Annotated in this window: 15 protein-coding genes; 5 read left to right on the forward strand and 10 right to left on the reverse strand. The window is 69.4% G+C overall.

Features of this window, described 5'->3' with window-relative positions:
- Positions 1-74: 74 nt before the first annotated feature.
- Positions 75-1,418 (forward strand): FAD-dependent oxidoreductase, encoded by a 1,344-nt coding sequence (locus BMY19_RS27495; RefSeq protein WP_100253585.1) that lies wholly within the window; start codon positions 75-77, stop codon positions 1,416-1,418.
- 118 nt (positions 1,419-1,536) lie between these two features.
- On the opposite strand, the gene BMY19_RS27500 is transcribed toward BMY19_RS27495, so the two are convergent.
- Positions 1,537-2,682 (reverse strand): glycosyltransferase, encoded by a 1,146-nt coding sequence (locus tag BMY19_RS27500; RefSeq protein ID WP_020091237.1) that lies wholly within the window; start codon positions 2,680-2,682, stop codon positions 1,537-1,539.
- Positions 2,683-3,874: 1,192 nt separating this feature from the next.
- Here BMY19_RS27500 and BMY19_RS27505 point away from each other — a divergent pair.
- The 3 genes from BMY19_RS27505 to BMY19_RS27515 all read left to right on the forward strand — a co-directional run bounded on the left by BMY19_RS27505 (position 3,875) and on the right by BMY19_RS27515 (position 6,661).
- Positions 3,875-4,633 (forward strand): sugar transferase, encoded by a 759-nt coding sequence (locus BMY19_RS27505; RefSeq protein WP_020091236.1) that lies wholly within the window; start codon positions 3,875-3,877, stop codon positions 4,631-4,633.
- A gap of 156 nt (positions 4,634-4,789) precedes the next feature.
- Positions 4,790-5,014 carry a hypothetical protein gene (locus BMY19_RS27510; RefSeq protein ID WP_100253586.1) on the forward strand — a complete coding sequence of 75 codons (225 nt, stop codon included), beginning with the start codon at positions 4,790-4,792 and terminating at the stop codon, positions 5,012-5,014.
- Positions 5,015-6,148: 1,134 nt separating this feature from the next.
- A complete protein-coding gene (locus tag BMY19_RS27515) occupies positions 6,149-6,661 on the forward strand; it encodes a hypothetical protein (protein ID WP_139215721.1) in 513 nt (170 codons plus the stop codon).
- Positions 6,662-6,909: 248 nt separating this feature from the next.
- Here BMY19_RS27515 and BMY19_RS27520 read toward each other — a convergent pair whose 3' ends face one another.
- The 7 genes from BMY19_RS27520 to BMY19_RS27550 form a co-directional block, all read right to left on the reverse strand.
- Entirely contained in the window at positions 6,910-7,437 is a 528-nt protein-coding gene (locus BMY19_RS27520; RefSeq protein ID WP_244535040.1) for a hypothetical protein, read from the reverse strand.
- A gap of 670 nt (positions 7,438-8,107) precedes the next feature.
- A complete protein-coding gene (locus tag BMY19_RS27525; protein WP_056524875.1) occupies positions 8,108-9,115 on the reverse strand; it encodes a dienelactone hydrolase family protein in 1,008 nt (335 codons plus the stop codon).
- Positions 9,116-9,230: 115 nt separating this feature from the next.
- Complete coding sequence (atzF, locus tag BMY19_RS27530) at positions 9,231-11,039, reverse strand: allophanate hydrolase (RefSeq protein ID WP_100253588.1); 1,809 nt, start codon at positions 11,037-11,039, stop codon at positions 9,231-9,233.
- A 15-nt stretch (positions 11,040-11,054) separates the two neighbouring features.
- A complete protein-coding gene (locus BMY19_RS27535; RefSeq protein ID WP_100253589.1) occupies positions 11,055-11,969 on the reverse strand; it encodes a polysaccharide deacetylase family protein in 915 nt (304 codons plus the stop codon).
- On the reverse strand, positions 11,969-12,751 hold the full coding sequence (locus tag BMY19_RS27540; protein ID WP_091979593.1) for an ABC transporter ATP-binding protein: 783 nt from the start codon (positions 12,749-12,751) through the stop codon (positions 11,969-11,971). Before BMY19_RS27540 ends, BMY19_RS27535 begins: the two co-directional genes overlap by 1 nt.
- Positions 12,744-13,604 carry an ABC transporter permease gene (locus BMY19_RS27545; RefSeq protein WP_100253590.1) on the reverse strand — a complete coding sequence of 287 codons (861 nt, stop codon included), beginning with the start codon at positions 13,602-13,604 and terminating at the stop codon, positions 12,744-12,746. The genes BMY19_RS27540 and BMY19_RS27545 overlap by 8 nt, the downstream gene beginning before the upstream one ends.
- Entirely contained in the window at positions 13,601-14,551 is a 951-nt protein-coding gene (locus BMY19_RS27550) for an ABC transporter substrate-binding protein (protein WP_100253591.1), read from the reverse strand. The genes BMY19_RS27545 and BMY19_RS27550 overlap by 4 nt, the downstream gene beginning before the upstream one ends.
- A gap of 118 nt (positions 14,552-14,669) precedes the next feature.
- On the opposite strand from BMY19_RS27550, the gene BMY19_RS27555 reads away from it, so the two are divergent.
- Positions 14,670-15,566: a LysR family transcriptional regulator gene (locus BMY19_RS27555; RefSeq protein ID WP_042671102.1), complete on the forward strand. Its 897-nt coding sequence runs from the start codon at positions 14,670-14,672 to the stop codon at positions 15,564-15,566.
- A gap of 12 nt (positions 15,567-15,578) precedes the next feature.
- Here the strand turns inward: BMY19_RS27555 and BMY19_RS27560 are convergent, their stop codons facing one another.
- Both BMY19_RS27560 and BMY19_RS27565 read right to left on the reverse strand, forming a co-directional pair.
- Complete coding sequence (locus tag BMY19_RS27560; protein WP_100253592.1) at positions 15,579-17,156, reverse strand: winged helix-turn-helix domain-containing tetratricopeptide repeat protein; 1,578 nt, start codon at positions 17,154-17,156, stop codon at positions 15,579-15,581.
- Positions 17,157-17,244: 88 nt separating this feature from the next.
- Positions 17,245-17,562 (reverse strand): transposase (locus BMY19_RS27565; RefSeq protein WP_139215722.1); only part of this gene is annotated, 318 nt, incomplete at its 5' end.

The following is a 17,562-nucleotide window of genomic DNA, read 5'->3' on the forward strand; positions in this document are numbered from 1 at the left end:
GCTCGGCGCGGCCGACCATGATGCTCCGGCATCGTCCTCCATCGCCTGACGCCGTGGCCGATGCAAAGCGAATCATGACCGTTTCTTCAGCCTTCGATTGTCATGGGCACTCGGGAGACGAGATTTTCGATGCGATCGTATTAGGGGCCGGTATTACAGGCCTCGTATCGGCTTCAATTCTTCACGATCTCGGCTGTCGAAATATTGCCGTCATCGACGAATTTGAAAATATCGGCGGCAATCATATCGACCGATCCATCAATGGATATACATTCGACATCGGAAGTCTAATATTTCAGGACGATTCGCCGCTGCTGAATTATTTTCCGGAGCTGCTGGAACATTACGTTCCGATCAAGCCGACGTGGGGAAAGCTGACACCCCAGGCTTTCGTCACCTCGTACCCGCTGTCGATCCGGGACGACATCGTCCGGGCCGGTCCATGGGGCATCTTCAGGATCGTGCTATCGGCCGCTTTCTCGCGCGTGGCGCGGCGCAGAATCGGGAATGCGCGGGAGTTTGCTCGCTACTGGATCGGTGATTATCTGCTCAGAAGGTCCGGCCTCGAGAGCTACATGAAGCGGTTCTTCGGCGTTCCGGCCGACTGGGTCGATCTGGAATTCGCCGAGAAGCGGATGCTCTGGATCAAGGAGCACGCCAGCCCGCGCGTCTTGTTACGCTATGTCCGCCGGCATCGCGCGCCGGGTCCGACCAACAGGCAGTTGGCGCGACCCCGCGAAGGCTTCAATGCCCTCTACGAAGTGGCCGCCCGGACCCTGCGGCAGCGCGGTTCGGTCTTTCATCTGGGCGAGCGGATCGAATCGATCACACGGCGCGGGACGCAATTCGATGTCCGCACAGGTGGCCGCCGTTTGACCGCCCAGCGACTCATCTCGACGATCCCCATTGCGCGGACGTTGGCCCTCTGCGGAGTCCGAGAGGATCCCGGTCTCGCCTCGGTAACGCTGATCAGCCTGTATTTCAGCTTCGACGGGAATCGCGGCTTCGACTGTTCGATCCTCTACAACTTCGCGCATGACGGCGCTTGGAAGCGGCTCACGATGTATTCCGATTTCTACGGTCGGGTGGAAGGGCGCGAGTATTTTGGAGTCGAGGTCATCGCTGGCCACGCGAACGATTCCGTGACGATCGCCGAGCAGGATTTTCGGGCACATGTCGCCAAGAACGGACTCTTCGCCGGTGATCTGGTTTGTGAGGGCAGCCAAGTGGTGCCCTGTGCCTATCCCATCTACACCGGGCAGGCCCATCAGCGGGTGTCGCGCGCGCTCGCCCAACTCGCCGACTTCGGGATCGAGTCGTTCGGACGACAGGGCGGTTTCGACTACCAGCCGACGGCCCGTGTTTCGACGCTCAACGCGGCGGCTCACCTGATGCCGACAAGGACATCGGACGCTTAGTCGAGTCGATTCGGCGGGCGGGCGCCGCGCGCCGCCCTCTGAGACCGGGGCCTCCCCCGCCTCGGTCGTGACCTCGGCGGTTCGGCGAGGAGGCCGGGGCCGCCGACGCGGGGCCGTCTCACTGGACCAGATAGGCGCGGCTCGGCTCACGCGGAGGACGAGGGGCCGCCAAGCGCTCGCGCGCGAGGACCCCGTCGACGAAACGGCTGATCTCGTCCGCGAAGCGGCCGACACCGAAGTCGGCTGCGCGCCGGACGAGGCGCTCTGGCTCCACCCCGATCGCCCGACAGCGCTGGACGGCATCGATCAGCGCGTCGACGGACTGCTCGTGGAAGAAGGTGCCGGTCACGCCGTCGATGACCGTCTCGGTGACACCACCCTTGCCGAACGCGACGACCGGCCGTCCGCTCGCCATGGCCTCGACCGGGACGATGCCGAAATCCTCTTCTCCGGGGAAGATCAGGGCTTGGCACCGTGCGTAGTGGTGTTTCAGGACCTCGAAGGGCTGCGGACCGAGGATCTTGATGTGCGGACCGGCCATGCTGCGCAGTTCACGCAGCATCTCGCCGCCGCCGATCACCACGAGCGGCTGCCCCAACCGGTTGAAGGCCTGGATCGCCAGTTCCGGCCGCTTGTAGCGGACCATTTCGCCGACCATCAGATGGTAGTCACCGCGCTGGCCATCCGGAGCGATCTCGAAGGCCGCCGTGTCCACGGGCGGATGGATGACCTTGGCTTGGCGTCGATAGTAAGTCTCGATGCGTCGCGCGACCGTGTCCGAGTTGGCGATGAACTCGTGGACCCGGCCCGCCGAGACCGCGTCCCAGTTGCGCACGTAATGGGCCACCGGCGGCATCAGCAGGCGCGTGAGCAGCCCCGTCCGCTCGCGATAATCGTGGTACATGTTCCAGACGTACCGCATCGGTGAGTGACAGTAACAGATATGAAGCGCGTCGGATGGCGGGATGATCCCCTTCGCCGGACCCGATTCGCTGCTGATGATCAGATCGTATCCCCGCAGATCGAGCTGCTCGAGGGCCATCGGCATCAGGGGTAGATAGGATTTGTATCGGCTGGTCGCGAACGGCAATCGGCCGATGAACGAGGTCCTGACCCGGTGCGCCCTGATGGTCGGCGACATGGATTGCGGGGCGTAGGCGTGCGTGAAGATGTCGGCTTCCGGATAGAGGTCGCAGAGCGCCTCGACGACCTTCTCGCCGCCGCGCATCCCGATGAGCCAGTAATGGACGATCGCGACTCTCATCGCTCGGAACCTGCTTCCCCGATCGCCGCGCAGCTCTCACCGAGTTGCCCGGTGGATGTCCGATCGGTCGCTGGCAGGCAGCTGCTCCACAGGCAAGGGACCATGATTGCGCTATTCTCAGTCTTGATCGGAAACGTGCGCCTTCGGCTGGACCTGTGTGGTTCGAGCCTCGGGAGCCGCGGGGATTGATGACTTTCAGACGGGATCGACGGGTCTCAGGCCATCCGCTGCGGATGGACGTTGCAGGCAGGCCTGGCCGACTTGGCGGGTATGCTCCGGGGCCGCATCAGGCTCTGCGCTCCCACCCGTCGGCCGAACAGGCGCAGACCACCCGGCGTGCCGCGCCACCCGGCACTCTGTTCTCTCTCGGCGCATGCATCATGAGTGGCCCCAATCCGTACTGGCTCCGGCATTGTGGCCGCTCCTGCACGTTGGATGCCGCTTAGCCATCCGCAGGATACTGAGTTCGCCCATCCGGGTCACGCTGCGGAACCCGCCGCCATAGGGATTAGTCCCGCGGCATCGCAATAGGGCCGCGCACGCATGGTCCGTCGCGGCGCGGCGGCCGTTGCCACCGATCCGGCACGCGTCTCATCCCGCTGACCACGCCTGAGGTACTGTATCGGAAGTCCATCCATAGAGCGCGCCCCGCACGTTGTCATGATCGCCCTCGGCGCGAAATTGATTTCGTCGCGCCATTCAGCAACATCCCGGCGATCGCCGCCGCAGCGACCTCCCGGAATGCCTGCGGCGGGACGTCCGGACATTGCACCGCGATCCCATGCGCGAGCGTCCCGGTCCGGACGGGTGGCCCGCGCGCACGGGAGAAGCACAGAGCTGCAAGTGGCTCAGCTCTCGACCATCAACCGTGGGAACGCGCGGCATTCCTCGGGCTGGACGAACGCAGTGCACAATGATGGGTGAGCATCCGGCCAAGGTCGGTGTCTCGTGACATTGCTTGGATTGCGGCATCGAGGCGGATTCGTGGCCGGGTCGAGAGGCAGGGGCCCGGTGCCACTGTGCTTCATCCTGCGGGATCGAAATCTATTCTTGCATTTTTGGGCGGAAAATATACTGGCATTTAGGGTACGGTTAAGCTTGAAACAGGCGCGATGATTTGATATCCCGTCGTTAACAATTGATTAACCGTTGCTGCGCCTGGCGGCCACCTGCCGTCACGAGGAGCCAGAACATGCTGCGCGACGTCGGCCCACCGCTTCAGCCTGCCTTGCGTGCGCCGCAGTACGGTGTCGAGCTGGCGGACCAAGTGGGCGATGCCGCGGAGGCTGTCGCGGAGGCCGTTCTGCCAACGGCGCCGTTCGTGGCGCGCGGTCTGCGGTTGGGTTGGGCGGCCAAGCGCGGGCTCGACATCACGGTGGCGGCCACGGCCCTCTTCCTCTTGCTGCCGTTGCTGATCCTGATCGCCGCTCTCGTGTATGCCGGTGATCGCAAGGCGCCGATCTTCCGCCACATGCGGGTGGGCCGGGACGGTCGCCGCTTCGGGTGCCTGAAGTTCCGCTCCATGGTGACGAATGGCGACGCTGTTCTGGCGGCGCATCTGGCCGCCAATCCTCTGGCCCGGGCCGAGTGGGCGGCGACGCACAAGCTCAGCGACGACCCGCGCGTCACCGCCGTCGGCTACGTGCTGCGCAAGACCTCGCTCGACGAGCTGCCGCAACTCTGGAATGTGCTGCGCGGCGAGATGAGCTTGGTCGGTCCGCGCCCGATCGTGCCGGCCGAAGTCGCCCGCTACGGGCGGGCATTCCCCACCTGTTTCGCCGTGCCGCCGGGCGTGACGGGGCTGTGGCAGGTCTCGGGCCGCTCCGACACGACCTATGCCGAGCGCGTCGCGCTGGATCTGGACTATGCCACCCGGTGGACCTTGCACCGGGATCTCGCCATCATGCTGCGCACGGTTCCCGCGGTTCTGGCGCAGCGCGGGAGCCGATGAGGCGCGGGTGGTCCCCGAGCCGCCCCGCGCCGGGGCACGGCGTGCTCTGGCCCTGCGCGACGGCGCAGCACGAACCGCGCTCCCAGATCCGGTTCGGGGCAGCACTTTGCTGGTCCGATAGATGAGGGCCGGATCGGATTGTGGCGGGTGCCAGCGATGACCGAACGAGACCCGTACCGGCACGAGGATCCGATCTGGTACGATCGGATCGAGGCGGATGAGCCGCCTGGCGTCATCCTCGATCTGCTGGCGCACGCGTTCGTGCCGATCATGGCGGCTCTCGATGCGGTGCGAGCGCTGTACTGGCTACCGACTCGACTGTGGTGCCGGGCCGCGCGCTCGATCCTGCGCGATCGGACCACCGCTGCGAAGCGGCTCTGAGCCGAGCGCAGCATCGTCACAGTGAAGCGTTCGCCGGGCTCGAGCGGCCTGTCGTGATACGTCATCCGCCGACGGACCCGCGACGCGGCCTCCAGCCGTCCGAGCTCCGGTGAGCGTGATGCCACGCTGAACGCGCATCTGAGCGTCCGTTCACCGCCCACCTCTCGGGCACGCAGGCCGGTTATGTCCGGAGCATACCGAACTCGGAGCCGCGGCGCCGGTTGTGAGAGCTTCATCAGGTCGAGATTGACAATATTAACGCTATGAAGTAGCGCTATTGACCATTCTGAAAATTGACAGACGTGATGGATCCCGAACGGGATCAGATGTCATTTGCCCATATCGAGTGGCGAGTGCTTGTATGAGGTTCTCGGAGGCAGGGGCTGCCATTCGGCGCTGGCACTTTGGCTGGCCGCCGCGCACGCGCAGGATGACCGCCAGCGAGCGCTCCCTCTCGGTCGGTGCCTGCCAAACGTGCGGGGCCAAGGTGGAGATCTCCAACGCATATTGCGTTCCCTGCGCCACAGAATACGCCGACTGCGATGTCGCATATTTTGATCGATGGTTGCTGGTCTTTATCTGGGTTGCTGCAAGTGTAACGCTGTTCGGCGCAATCTATTTTATGTTGAGACTCTTCGGTGTTGTATCATAGAGATGTTCACGATCCTTCGTCGCTCGGCTTTCGCGTCATCGCCGACGTCGGGTTGTGGAGCGGTCGGAAGGCTCACCGATCGGAGCGGAACGGCGCAAGCGGCATTCCCAGGATTCGGTGCGTGATGCCGCGCCATCGATTCCAGGTCTGGGACGTATAGGTCCCTGGTCAGGAAAGGTGGCACGTTCCCGGTATCGGATGGCGATCGCGTCGATGCGCCGGCTGTCAGGTTCGTGCACGCTCTTGTCCCGGACCCAGGGACCTGGCTCGGTGATCACGGGCGGGCCGGCGCTCGAGCGTTGGTATACGGTCCGTCCAGCTCGATATCCCGGTGGATGGGAGATCTGAGTACCTCTATCGGGTGATGGACGCTGGCCATTGCTCGGTAGAATGGCTGTGGGATCCGCTGTTCAGGGCGCGATCACGGCTGACGATACAATCGAGCCGGGTCTGAACAGGTTGCGGGTGAGGGTGAGGGCAGGATGCGCGGCTTGGTTTCGACTGCGACGCTCTCCGGAGTGCTGGCGCTTGTCTTCAGCATGCCCGCATCGGCGGCCTCCGATATCACGGTCGCTGCCATTGCCACCGGTCGGCTCTATGTTGTCGGGACGACCGATCGCCCGCACACGGCCGTGATTTTGGACAAACGGTTCAAAACCGAATCCGACGAGAATAGGAAGTTTCAGTACGAGTTGGTGTACCATCCCGCCAATTGTGTGGTTTCCGCCGCAATCGATGGGACGATACATGAAGCGGTTGTCAGCAATTGTGGGCAGCAGGTGGTGCCCGGAACTTGGCTGGACCCGAAGCCCGCGATGACGAGGCCGACTCCTCTGGAGCGGGTGCTCTCACCGACGGTCGAGGTGCCCTCCACCGTCTTCTGTCCCTCAGTTCAGACAGAGCGCTCGCAGGATCCGGCACGCATCGAGCTTGCTGACCGCACGCCACCGGTCTTCACCGTCGTGACGGGGATGAATTTCTCGCCGCGCTACTGACGCTTGGCAGCAGGTGTGAAGAAGGCGGAGAGGATGGGTGCGGCGCATCGTCGGGATCCTCCCCGGAAGGAGTCCGCGAACGGACTTCTGCGCGGCGTCGGCTGACGGAGCGCACGGCGAAAGCGATGGCCACTTCGCCGGCTTGAGGGCCGTAGTCGGGACCGGCGTGGCGGGTGAGAACGCACCGAGGCGTGCCGGTCGATACAGACAACTCGCCGTTCACTCTCGAGCCGCGTCGAAGAGCGACGTCAGCATCCTGAGCATACGCTCTTCGCGGCGCCGCGTCCGCCCTTCAGGAGCGCCGCCATCGCCGCTTCGCGATTGTACTCCGACATGATCCTCTTGGTGGCGAGATCCTTATCGAAGCCGGGAATGTTGTCTTTCTGTGTGGCCGAGGCTTCTCCGACGCCGGCACCGTTCGACATGCGGGACAGGCCGGAATAGATCGGCGGCTTCGTCAAATTCTCCGGACGGAGACTCTTCCAGCTCATGCGGTTGCGCATCGAGGAGTCGAGAACCGCCAGAGGGTTCACACCGTTCTGGCCAATCTGCGCGTCCGTGAGCTTCAGAGTGCCGGGAATGACGACGGGGAGCGGATCGATATCGGGCTCAGCACGCGGTGCCGCGGCGCCCAAGAGCGGGCCCGTCGACGCGGTTGCCGCAGGCATCGCGGTCGGGGGCGGCAAGGCGCTGTAGGCAGTCGGCATCAGCGGCGCGTGGGAGCACGCGCCTAGAGTGAGCACCGCCACGAGCGTTCCGATTCGTCTGAAAGCCATGGTCGCCCTCGCGCTGCGCCGGGCCATTCTAGCCAAGCTTGCACATGACATACCAGTGTTGGGCGGGGCGAGTCCAACCCCTATAAACTGGCTACAGCAATCTCCGAAGTACGCAATGACCAAAAGTAGTATAGGGGCTCAGTGGCCATTCTTGCCGGCGGATCCCGGCGATAGGCTCCGTCTCGCGACAAGTGATTTTCGGCCCTGATATGAACAGCTCCGCTTTCCGTGCATCTAAGACAAATCGAATTTCGATGATGTATCTAACGCAGTAGATTTGTCGATTGAAGCGCACAGCTACGCTCTCGGTTGTCCCTGTCCTTCATGCGAAGTTGGTTGCGGTGTTCGGGTCGGAAGGTGTCCGTGCCCGCGAGAGCGGGGTCGCGGGTCTCCAGGCGGTTAAAGAGAGCCCCGATAGATCGTCCTCGCCGTCGAAGAGTCTGCGCCTACTGGCCCAGTTGGGCACGAGATCGGCACAGTTCGGCCGAGCACGTTCGATCTGTGAGCATTCATGACGCTGCCTGGAGGTAGAACGCCACGCGACACGCAGGTTGGGGGGCGGCCCGGGCGGTGCGGGGCAAGCCGACGACGTCAATTGACCGAGTCGCCCGCCGCGCGAGCGCGCGGCGGGCAGGCAGGGGCCGCGCAGATCCGCACCGCGCTCCGTCGGTCACCGTCCCCGGAACGCGGCGTCCAGCGCGTGCGAGACACGCGCCAGGATCCCGGCGCGGGCGGCGGCGTCGGAGCCGATATGCGGGTCGCGCTGCACGCACGGGTCCGCGTAGGTGAACGGCGTGGCGTCCGGGCCCGCCACGAGGGCGCCGTCCGCCGCCTCGCTTATCGCGCAGGCGCGGACGGTCTGCGCGCCCCGGGCGACCACGGGCTGGGTCGGCCCGGCCGGGTTGTCGAAGACGTGCTGCGCTCCGGGAAAGACGGTCAGGTCGACATCGGCGCCGGCCGCCCTCAGCCGCTCCGCGTAGGCCGCGCAGGTGGCGGCGGGATTGTAGTCGTCGCCGCCGCCACCGAAGATCCGGATCGGCCGATCCGCCACGGCCGTGTCGTCCCGGAAGCGGATGGAGCAGTCCGGGTAGACCGGCAGGTAGAGGGCGGGGATCACGCCGGAGCGGTTCCAGGCCGCGTCGAAGCGCTTGAGGCTGGCGTAGAGCGCGGCCTGCCCGCCGCGCGAGAAGCCCATTACGGCGATCCGCGCCGGGTCGACCCGCGGATGCTTCGCCAGCACGCCCAGCGCCCGGTAGATGTCGAGGATCAGGTTCGTGCGCGCCAGGAGGCTCTGGTCGGTGTTGACGCTGGTCAGGCCGCGCCCGGTGAAGCCGTCGATCGCGAAGGTCGAGATCCCGCGCGCCGCCAGCGCCCGCTGCCAGAACTCGATGTTGCCGCCCAGGCCCCCGGAGCCGTGCATCAGGATCACGGTCGGCAGGCGCTCGGTCCCCGCCTTGGCGATGCGCAGGATCCCCGCGACCGTGACCGGCTTCGCTCCCTCGGACGTGCCGGTGAGGAACTGCCGGTCGGTCAGCGTCAGGCTCTCGAACGGGTGAACCTCCACGCGGGCGGCGTAGCTGCCGAGATCGGCGACGCCGTCCGCTGCGGGCCCGGCGGAGGCCGCCGGCGTGATGCCGGCCAGCAGACAGGCCGCCAGGAACAGGATCGATCGCCGCATCGGAACGCTCCGCCACCGGGCGGCAGCCTAGCAGCGGCGCGGGCGGCCTGTCGCCGCGCGAGGGACCGGAACCGGTTTCCTCTCGCTGCCCGATGTCAGGCCCCGGGGGCGAGGGTTACGCGGCCGCGCGGTCGGCCAGGTAGGCGCGCCAGCCGCCGAAGCGCGTGATGTCGGCCGCCCCGTCGAGGCCGGCTTGCTCGACCAGGAAGCCCTTGGGCGCCGTGCCGTCGGCGAGCCGCAGCGTACCGATGCCGAGCGGTGCCGGGATGGCGGCGACGAAGCGTCCGAACGCGGCGGGCGGCAGGGCCCACACCTCGGTCTCGATGGGGGCGCCGTCCCCGGCCGCCACCCGGAGCAGCCCCGGGCGCTGCGGCGGGCCGCCCGGCAGGGCGTAGAGGCGATAGTCCCGGGCTGTCGGCACGGCGCGCAGGAAGCGCCCGCCGCAGCCGGCCAGCTCGCGGTTCAGCGGCAGTCCCGAGAGATGCGCCCCGACGACCGCCAGCTCGATCGCGTCCGGTCCGGCCGCGGCCGGTCCCGGCTCCACGACCGGCACCGGCATCGTGCCCGCGCCGATCCGCGGCGCCGAGGCCGCGTGCAGGCGTGCCCCGAGGGCGGCGAGGAGCCCGTCCGAGCCGCGCGGCGCCAGCAGGGTGATCCCGGCGGGGAGGCCGTCGGCGCGGGGCCGGCCCGGCACCGCCAGGGCGCACCAGTCCAGCAGGTTGACGAAGTTGGTGTAGGTGCCGAGCTCGCTGTTCGGCCCGATCGGGTCGGCCGCGACCGCCGCGCAGGTCTGCGGGCGGGGGTAGGTCGGCACGGCGAGGACGTCGATCCGGTCCCAGACCGCGTCCGCGGCCCGGCGCAGCGCCGCGAGGCGGTAGAGGCCCGCGAAGGCGTCGGCCGCGCTGTGGCGCTCGGCGGAGGCGATGACCGCCCGCGTCGTCGGGTGGAGGATGTCGGGGCGCGTCTCCATCACCGGGCGGATCGCCGCGTAGCGCTCGGCGACCCACGGGCCGTCGTAGAGCAGGGCCGCGACGGCGAACATCGGCGCGAGATCGACCGGCGCCGCCCCGGCGAGGGCTTCGAGATCGGCGACCGTCGCCGCGAAGGCCGCCTCCGAGAGCCCGTCGCCGCCGAAGCGGAGGCTCGCCGCGTCCGGGAGCCCGAGGCGCAGGCCCGGCGGGAGGGCGGCGGGGGCGGCCGGCACCGGCAGGGCCCGCGACCAGGGATCGGCGGCATCCGGACCCAGCATGACCCGGAAGGCCGCGTCGGCGTCGGCCACGGTGCCGGCGAAGACCGAGAGCGTGTCGAGGGTCCGGCAGGCCGGCAGCATCCCGCGGCTGGAGATCGCCCCGAGGGAGGGCTTCAGCCCGACGACGTTGTTGAGCGCCGCCGGCACCCGGCCCGACCCCGCCGTGTCGGTGCCGAGCGCGAAGGCGACGATCCCATGGGCCACCGCCACGGCCGAGCCGCTGCTGGACCCGCCGGGCACGTAGGCCGGATCGATCGCGTTGCGCGGGGCCGGGTAGGGGGTGCGCAGGCCGACGAGCCCGGTGGCGAACTGGTCGAGGTTGGTCTTGCCGATCAGGATCGCGCCGGCCGCGAGGAGACGCGCCACCGCGGGCGCGGTCTCGGCGGGGGTATGGGCGAAGTCCGGGCAGGCGGCAGTGGTCGGCAGCCCGGCGACGTCGATGTTGTCCTTGACGGCGAAGGGCACGCCCCAGAGCGGCATCGCCGCGGGGTCGAAGGGCGGGAGCGCCGCCGCGGCTTCGCGAGCATCCGCCTCCGGGACGAGCGCGAGGAAGATGCCGGGATCGTCCACCGCGGCGAGCCGCCGGTAGGCCTCGGCCACGACGGCGCGCGGGTCGAGGCCTTCGGCGTAGGCCGCGTGCAGGAGCGGGATGGTCGGGAAGGGGGGCACGGTCATTCCTCGCAGCGAGGCTCAGGATTCATCGCCGGTGGCGCGGTACCAGTCGAGGATCTCGCCCCCCTGCATGAACACCGCGTCGCTGCGCGCCAGGACGGCGTCGAGCAGCCGCTCCAGCAGGCCGATCCGGTGCGGCACGCCGGTGATGTAGGGGTGGATCGCGAAGCCCATCACCTTGGCCCCGCCGAGGGGGCCGGAGCCGGCGGCCTCGGCGGCGAGCCGGTCGAGATGGGCGAGCGCCCGCTCCACGAACTCGTCGGCCCGGTGGTGCTGGATGGCCAGCAGCGGGATGTCGTTGAGCTCGACGGAGTAGGGGAGGGCGACGAGGTCGCCCGTGCGCGTCGCCACCCGGTAGGGGCGGTCGTCGACCACGAAGTCGCCGACGTACTCGAGGCCGGCCGCGCGCAGGTGGTCGGGCGTGTCGAGGGTCTCGGTGAGGCCCGGTCCCAGCCAGCCGCGCGGCGGGCGCCCCGTGGTCTGGGTGATCGCCGCGACGGTGCGGGCGATCATCGCCGGCTGGTCCGGGATCCGGTGCGTCGGGACCTGGTGGAAGCCGTGGGCCATGAACTCCCAGCCGGCCGCGTGGGCGGCCTCGGCCACGCGGGGATAGGCCGAGCAGACCGAGCCGTTGATCGACAGCGTCGGGCGGATTCCGCGGCTGGCGAAGGCCTCGAGGAAGCGCCAGAAGCCGACCCGCATCCCGTACTCGTGCCACGCCCAGTTGGGGATATCCGGGAGCAGGCTCGCGGCGGTCGGCGGCACCAGGATCTGGCGCGGCATCGGGTTGTCGATCAGCCAGTGCTCGACGTTGACCACCGGCCAGACCGCCACGTGCTTGCCGCCCGGCAAGGTGAGGCGCGGCCGGTCCACGGCGGCGCGGTAGGCGAGGCGATTCTCGGGCCGGCGGGGATCGTCGGGCGCGGTGTCCATCAGGCGGCGGCCCGCGGGGCGTGGTGGCTGTGGAGCTGGGCCGCCAGCATCCGGCGCAGGTCGTTGAAGGCCGGGCTCGACACGTCGCGCCGCCGCGGCAACTCGACCGGGTGGATCGCCTCGATCCGGCCGGGGCCGGGCGACATCATCACGATGCGGTCCGCGAGGAAGATCGCCTCCTCGATGGCGTGGGTGACGAACAGGATCGTCAGCCCGGTCCGCGACCACAGGTCGAGCAGCTCGTCCTGCAGCCGCTCGCGGGTCATGGCGTCGAGCGCCCCGAAGGGCTCGTCCATCAGCACCACCTCGGCCTCGTTGGCGAGCACCCGGGCGATGGCGACCCGCTGCTTCATCCCGCCCGAGAGCTGGTGCGGGTAAGCGTCGGCGAAGGCCTGGAGGCCGACCAGGGCGATGTAGCGCTCGGCGGTGTCACGCACCTCGGCGGCGGGCCGCCCGCGGGCCTTCGGGCCGAAGCCGATATTGTCCCGCACCGTGAGCCACGGGAACAGGCCGTAATCCTGGAAGACCATGCCGCGGCTCGGCCCCGGCCCAGCGATCGGCTTGCCCCACATCAGGGCCTGCCCGGCGGTCGGGGCCTCGAAGCCGGCGGCGACCCGCAGCAGCGTCGACTTCCCGCAGCCCGAGGCGCCGAGCAGGCAGACGAACTCGCCGCGGGACACCGTGAGGTTCGCCTCGCGCAGGGCCTCGGTCCGGCGGCCGCCCGCCGCGTAGGTCTTGGAGACCGCCCGCATGTCGAGGATCGGGATCGTCGGATCAGCCATGATTGGGGCTCCAGGCGAGCAGCCGGCGGCCGAGCTGCATGACCAGCCAGTCGGAGACGAAGCCCGCGACCCCGATCACCGCCATGCCGCAGATCACGATCTCGGTGCGCGAGAGCTGGCGCGCCTCCATGATGATCGCCCCGAGGCCGGTCTGGACGCCGGTCATCTCGCCGACCACGATCACCACCCAGGCGAAGCCGAGGCCGAGCCGCAGGCCGGTGAAGATCGACGGCAGCGCCGCCGGCAGCACCACGCGGACGAACTGGGCCGGCCCGGTGCAGCCCAGCATCGCGGCCGCCTCGAACAGGCGCGGCTCCACCGAGCGGACCCCGAACACGGTGTTGACCAGGATCGGGTAGAACGCCCCGAGGAACACGAGGAAGAAGGCCGAGCGCGGCCCGAGGCCGAACAGGATCATCGCCAAGGGCAGCCACGCCGTGACCGGAACCGGCCGCAGCACCTGCAGGACGGGATCGAGCAGCGCCCGGATCAGGGGCACGCGGCCGATCAGCAGGCCGAGCGGCAGGGCGGCGGCGGCCGCCAGCGCGAAGCCGCCGTAGACCCGGCTCAGCGACGCCGCGAGATGGGTCCAGAGCGTGCCGCTGAACGCGTCGTCGTTGACGCCGCCGACCGCGAGATCCCGCATCTCGGCCCAGACCTCCGCGGGGGGCGGGATCAGGCTGTAGGGCCGGCCCGCGGTGGTGACCTGCCAGACCGCGACGAGCGCGGCCGGCACCACGCAGGCGAGCGCCAGCCGGCGCAGGTGGGCGAGCTCGGGTCCGGATCCGGCCCGGCGGGCGGGCGCCGACGTCACCGCCGCCGGCAGGGCGCCGGCCTCGATCCCGGTGCTCACGCCCGCCCCAGCGCGTCGACGAAGCGGGTGTCGATGAAGCCGGGCTCCGGCAGCCGCTTGATTTGCTTGAGCGCGAGCATGTGCTGCGCGTAGGCGTCTGCCTGCCGGATCTCGTTCGGCCCGAGGCGCCAAGTCAGCTCGACGTTCGGGGCCGAGAGCTCGAGCGCCTCGCGCTTCTGGCCGAGCTTCGCCACCGCCATGGCGATCATCGCGTCGCGGTCGCTGGCCGCGAAGTCCGTCGCCTTGCGGTGGATCTCCAGCATGATCCGGACGAGGTCCGGCCGCTCGGCCAGCGTGTCGCGGTGGGCGCCGAACACCATGTTCAGCGCGCCCATCTCGGTGCCGTAGGGGTACTCGACGAGCTGGCCGACGCCCGAGGCGAGGCTGACGCCCGGGCCCGGCTCGGCGCCGACATAGGCGTCGACGTCGCCGCGGGCGAGCGCGATGTGCATCTCCGAGAAGGAGACGCGCACGGGGGTGATGTCCTTCACCGAGAGGCCCTCCATGCGCATCCGCTCCAGGACGAAGACCTCCTGGGTGCTGCCGGGCCAGATCGCGACGCGCTTGCCGCGCAGGTCTTTGATGGCGTGGATGCCGGAGCCCTTCTTGGCGATCACCGCCATCCCGCGGTTGCAGGTGGAGGCGATGACCACGAGCGGCTCGCCGGCGGCGGCGCCCAGCGTCGCGGCGGCGATCCCGAAGGTGCCGAAATCCACCGACTTGGTGACCACGGCGTTCTTGCACTCGGTCGGGCTCTCGAAGGGCACCACCTCCACGTTCACCCCGGGCGGGGTGAAGCGCGCGTAGAAACTCGGCGCGATCGAGTGGATCAGCTTGAGGGAGCCCATCCGGATCGTGATGGGCGCGCCCTGTGCGCGGGCCCGGGCCAGGGGTCCGAGGGCGAGGCCGGCCCCGAGACCGGCCAGGAGGGTGCGGCGGCGGATCATCGAACGGCTCCTGCAGGGTCTCGATGTGCCGAGGCTACGGGCACCAACCTGTTGCGAGGAAGTGCTATTTTCTGAGCGTGCCGTTGCCATAAACGCAACAGCCCGGCAGGGTGCGGGCGTGAAGCACCTGCGCACCGTCACCTACGTCGCCGAGGTCGCCCGCGCCGGCTCGATCCGGCGCGCCGCGGAGCGCTTGAACCTCACGCCCTCGGCCCTGACCCGGCAGATCCAGGATCTCGAGTACGAGCTCGGCACGCCGATCTTCGAGCGCCTGCCGCAGGGGATGCGGCTCAACGCGGCCGGCGAGCTCTTCGCCCGGCACATCCGCGACCAGGCCGCCGATCTCGACCGGGTCCGCTCGCAGATCGCCGACCTGTCAGGCGTGCGGCGGGGGCACGTGGCGCTCGCCTGCAGCCAGGCCTTCGTCACCCAGGTGGTGCCCGAGGAGGTCGAGGCCTACCGCGCCCGCTTTCCGCAGGTCGGCTTCACCGTGCAGGTCCGCGACCACGCCCAGGCGGTGACAGCCCTGGCGGAATTCGAGGCCGACCTCGCCCTGATCCTGCAGCCGCCGCCCTCGGCGGAGCTGCACCCGCTCTATTCCGGCCATCAGACCCTGTGCGCGCTGATGCGCAGAGGCCACGCGCTGGCGGCGGAGAGCGGGCCGGTGCGGCTGCGCGACTGTCTCGCGCACGCCCTGGCGCTGCCCGACCGATCGCTCGCCATCCGCCACCACATCGAGCACGCGCTGGCCCGGCGGGGCGTCGAGCTGCGGCCCGTGGTGGAGTCGGGCTCGCTGGAGTTCCTGCGCAACCTCACCCTGCGGGAGGACGTGGTGAGCCTGCAGGTGCCCAGCGGCATCCCGGAGGACCCGCGCCTGCACAGCCGGCCGATCGACACCCGCGACCTCACCCCGATGACGCTGGTCCTGGCGCAGCTGCGCGGGCGCTCGCTGTCGGTGGCCGCCGCCAAGTTCGCCGATCAGCTGGTCGTCCGGCTGAACCGGGAAGGGGCCTGACCGGCGTCCCGCTCAGGCGGGCAGGCCGGCTTCGGCCAGCGCCTCGGCGTATCGCTGCCCAAGGGCGGCGACCGGGAAGGGGATCCGCGCCAGGAAGCCCGAGACCGTCAATCCGGGCTCGATCGCCAGGAGCTCGGCCACCGCCTGCCGGGCGCGCTCCGGCTGGCCGAGCCCGACATGGGCCACGGCGAGCGCCCGCAGGGCGACGGCGAAGCGCCGGTTCTGCGCCAGCGCCCGCTCGGCCCACCGGATCGCCTCGGGATAGTCGGACTCGCTGACCGCCGCGACCGCCATCACGCCCGACATCAGCCAGCCGCGCGGATCCCGCGGGTTGAGCTGCAGCGCCCGCTCGACCATGGCGCGTCCCGCCTCCGCGCGGCCGCACATGGTCTCGATCCAGCCCGCGAGGGTGAGCGCCAGGGCGGAGTTCGGGTTGACGAGCAGCGCGCGGCCGAACAGGTCGCGCGCCCGGTCCCGCCCGGTCTCCGACATGTTCCAGACCGCGAAGGCCGCCATCCACAGCACCTGCGCGTCCCCGGGCGCGCGCTCGACCGCGCCCCAGGCCAGCCGCACGGCCGCCGCGCGCTCCGCCTCGCCCTGCGCGATCCAGCCCTGGAAATGGCACTGCGCCCGGCAATAGGCCGCCGCGGCCATCGCCGGGGCGTAGCCCGGGTCGAGCGCCAGGGCCTCGTCCAGGTGATCGAGCGCCGCCGCCATGCCGGCGGCGGTGAAGTCGGCGAGCCGGGCATTGGCCCGGAGCAGCCGGTCGTAGGCGTCCGGATGGGCCGGCGCGTCGCGGCCGAGCCGGCCGATCTCCGCCAGCTGGAGGGTGGGCTCGATCGCGGCGGCGGCGCGCGCGGCGACCCGCTCCTGCAGGGCGAAGACGTCGTCGAGCCCGCCGTCGAAGCTGTCGGCCCAGAGATGGGCGCCGGTCCCGGCATCGACCAGCTGGCCGGTGATCCTCAGGCGCGACCCGCCGCGGCGCACGCTGCCGGCGACCACGTAGCCGACGCCGAGCTCCTGCCCGACCCGGCGCACGTCGATCGCCGCGCCCCGGTAGGTGAAGGTCGAGTTGCGCGCGATCACGAACAGGCCGCTGACGCGGGACAGCGCCGTGATGATCTCCTCGGTGATCCCGTCGGCAAAGTAGTCCTGATCCGGATCCGCGCTCATGTTGGTGAAGGGCAGGACCGCCACCGCGGGCAGGCGCGGCCCGGTGCGCCACGTGACGCTCGCCTTCGCCGCGTCTTCCGGAGCGATCCCGGGCGAGACCTCCGATGCGGCCTCCCGCACGGCGCCGACGAAGCGCACGCCCTTGCGCGGGAGCGTCCGGATCCAGCGCTGCTCGGTTCCGGTGTCGCCGATCGCCGTCCGGGCCGCGTTGATCCGGCTGCCGAGGGTCGCCTCGGAGACGATGCGCCCGTTCCAGACCGCCTCCAGCAGGTCGTCGCGGCTCACCACCCGGTCGCGCCGCTCGATCAGCACCCGCAGGAGGTCGAAGACCTGCGGCTCGACGGCGATCTCGGCGCCGTCCCGGCTGAGCTCGCGCCGCGCAGAATCGAGGGTGAAGGATCCGAACCGGTAGATCACGGGGCGTTCCTGGGCGGGGCCATGTCCGCGTTCCGCGCCCTGCTCACCGAACCGGTCTCCGCGGCGGAGGGCGCTCTAGGGTCTGTCGTCACCTGAGGTGATCTATTGCGGCGGCGAGGCAGAGGACGCCGCTGAAGCTGGCGGCGGTCTTTTCGTAGCGCGTGGCAACGGCTCGCCATTCCTTTAGCCGTGCCCAGAGCCGCTCGACGATGTTGCGGTTGGTGTAGATCCATTCTGGGCAGCGCGCGGGAGCCTCGTTGCGCTTGGACGGGATGGCAGGTTTTGCCCCGGCGTTTCGGACGTGCTGCCGGAAGCGGTGGCTGGAGTAGCCCCGATCGGCCACGATCCATCCCGGAACGCCCGGTAGATGATCGAGTAGGGGGAGCGCGTGCGGCAGTTCATGGGC

Origin of the sequence: Methylobacterium sp. UNC300MFChir4.1, assembly GCF_900110155.1 — a bacterium.
Taxonomy (GTDB): Bacteria; Pseudomonadota; Alphaproteobacteria; order Rhizobiales; family Beijerinckiaceae; genus Methylobacterium.

Bases quoted from the DNA above. Each gene is read 5' to 3' on its own strand.
- BMY19_RS27500 (WP_020091237.1), bottom strand. From the start codon at position 2,682: ATGAGAGTCGCGATCGTCCATTACTGGCTCATCGGGATGCGCGGCGGC.
- atzF (WP_100253588.1), bottom strand. From the start codon at position 11,039: ATGACCGTGCCCCCCTTCCCGACCATCCCGCTCCTGCACGCGGCCTAC.
- BMY19_RS27535 (WP_100253589.1), bottom strand. From the start codon at position 11,969: ATGGACACCGCGCCCGACGATCCCCGCCGGCCCGAGAATCGCCTCGCC.
- BMY19_RS27495 (WP_100253585.1), top strand. From the start codon at position 75: ATGACCGTTTCTTCAGCCTTCGATTGTCATGGGCACTCGGGAGACGAG.
- BMY19_RS27515 (WP_139215721.1), top strand. From the start codon at position 6,149: ATGCGCGGCTTGGTTTCGACTGCGACGCTCTCCGGAGTGCTGGCGCTT.
- BMY19_RS27505 (WP_020091236.1), top strand. From the start codon at position 3,875: ATGCTGCGCGACGTCGGCCCACCGCTTCAGCCTGCCTTGCGTGCGCCG.
- BMY19_RS27520 (WP_244535040.1), bottom strand. From the start codon at position 7,437: ATGGCTTTCAGACGAATCGGAACGCTCGTGGCGGTGCTCACTCTAGGC.
- BMY19_RS27550 (WP_100253591.1), bottom strand. From the start codon at position 14,551: ATGATCCGCCGCCGCACCCTCCTGGCCGGTCTCGGGGCCGGCCTCGCC.
- BMY19_RS27540 (WP_091979593.1), bottom strand. From the start codon at position 12,751: ATGGCTGATCCGACGATCCCGATCCTCGACATGCGGGCGGTCTCCAAG.
- BMY19_RS27510 (WP_100253586.1), top strand. From the start codon at position 4,790: ATGACCGAACGAGACCCGTACCGGCACGAGGATCCGATCTGGTACGAT.
- BMY19_RS27525 (WP_056524875.1), bottom strand. From the start codon at position 9,115: ATGCGGCGATCGATCCTGTTCCTGGCGGCCTGTCTGCTGGCCGGCATC.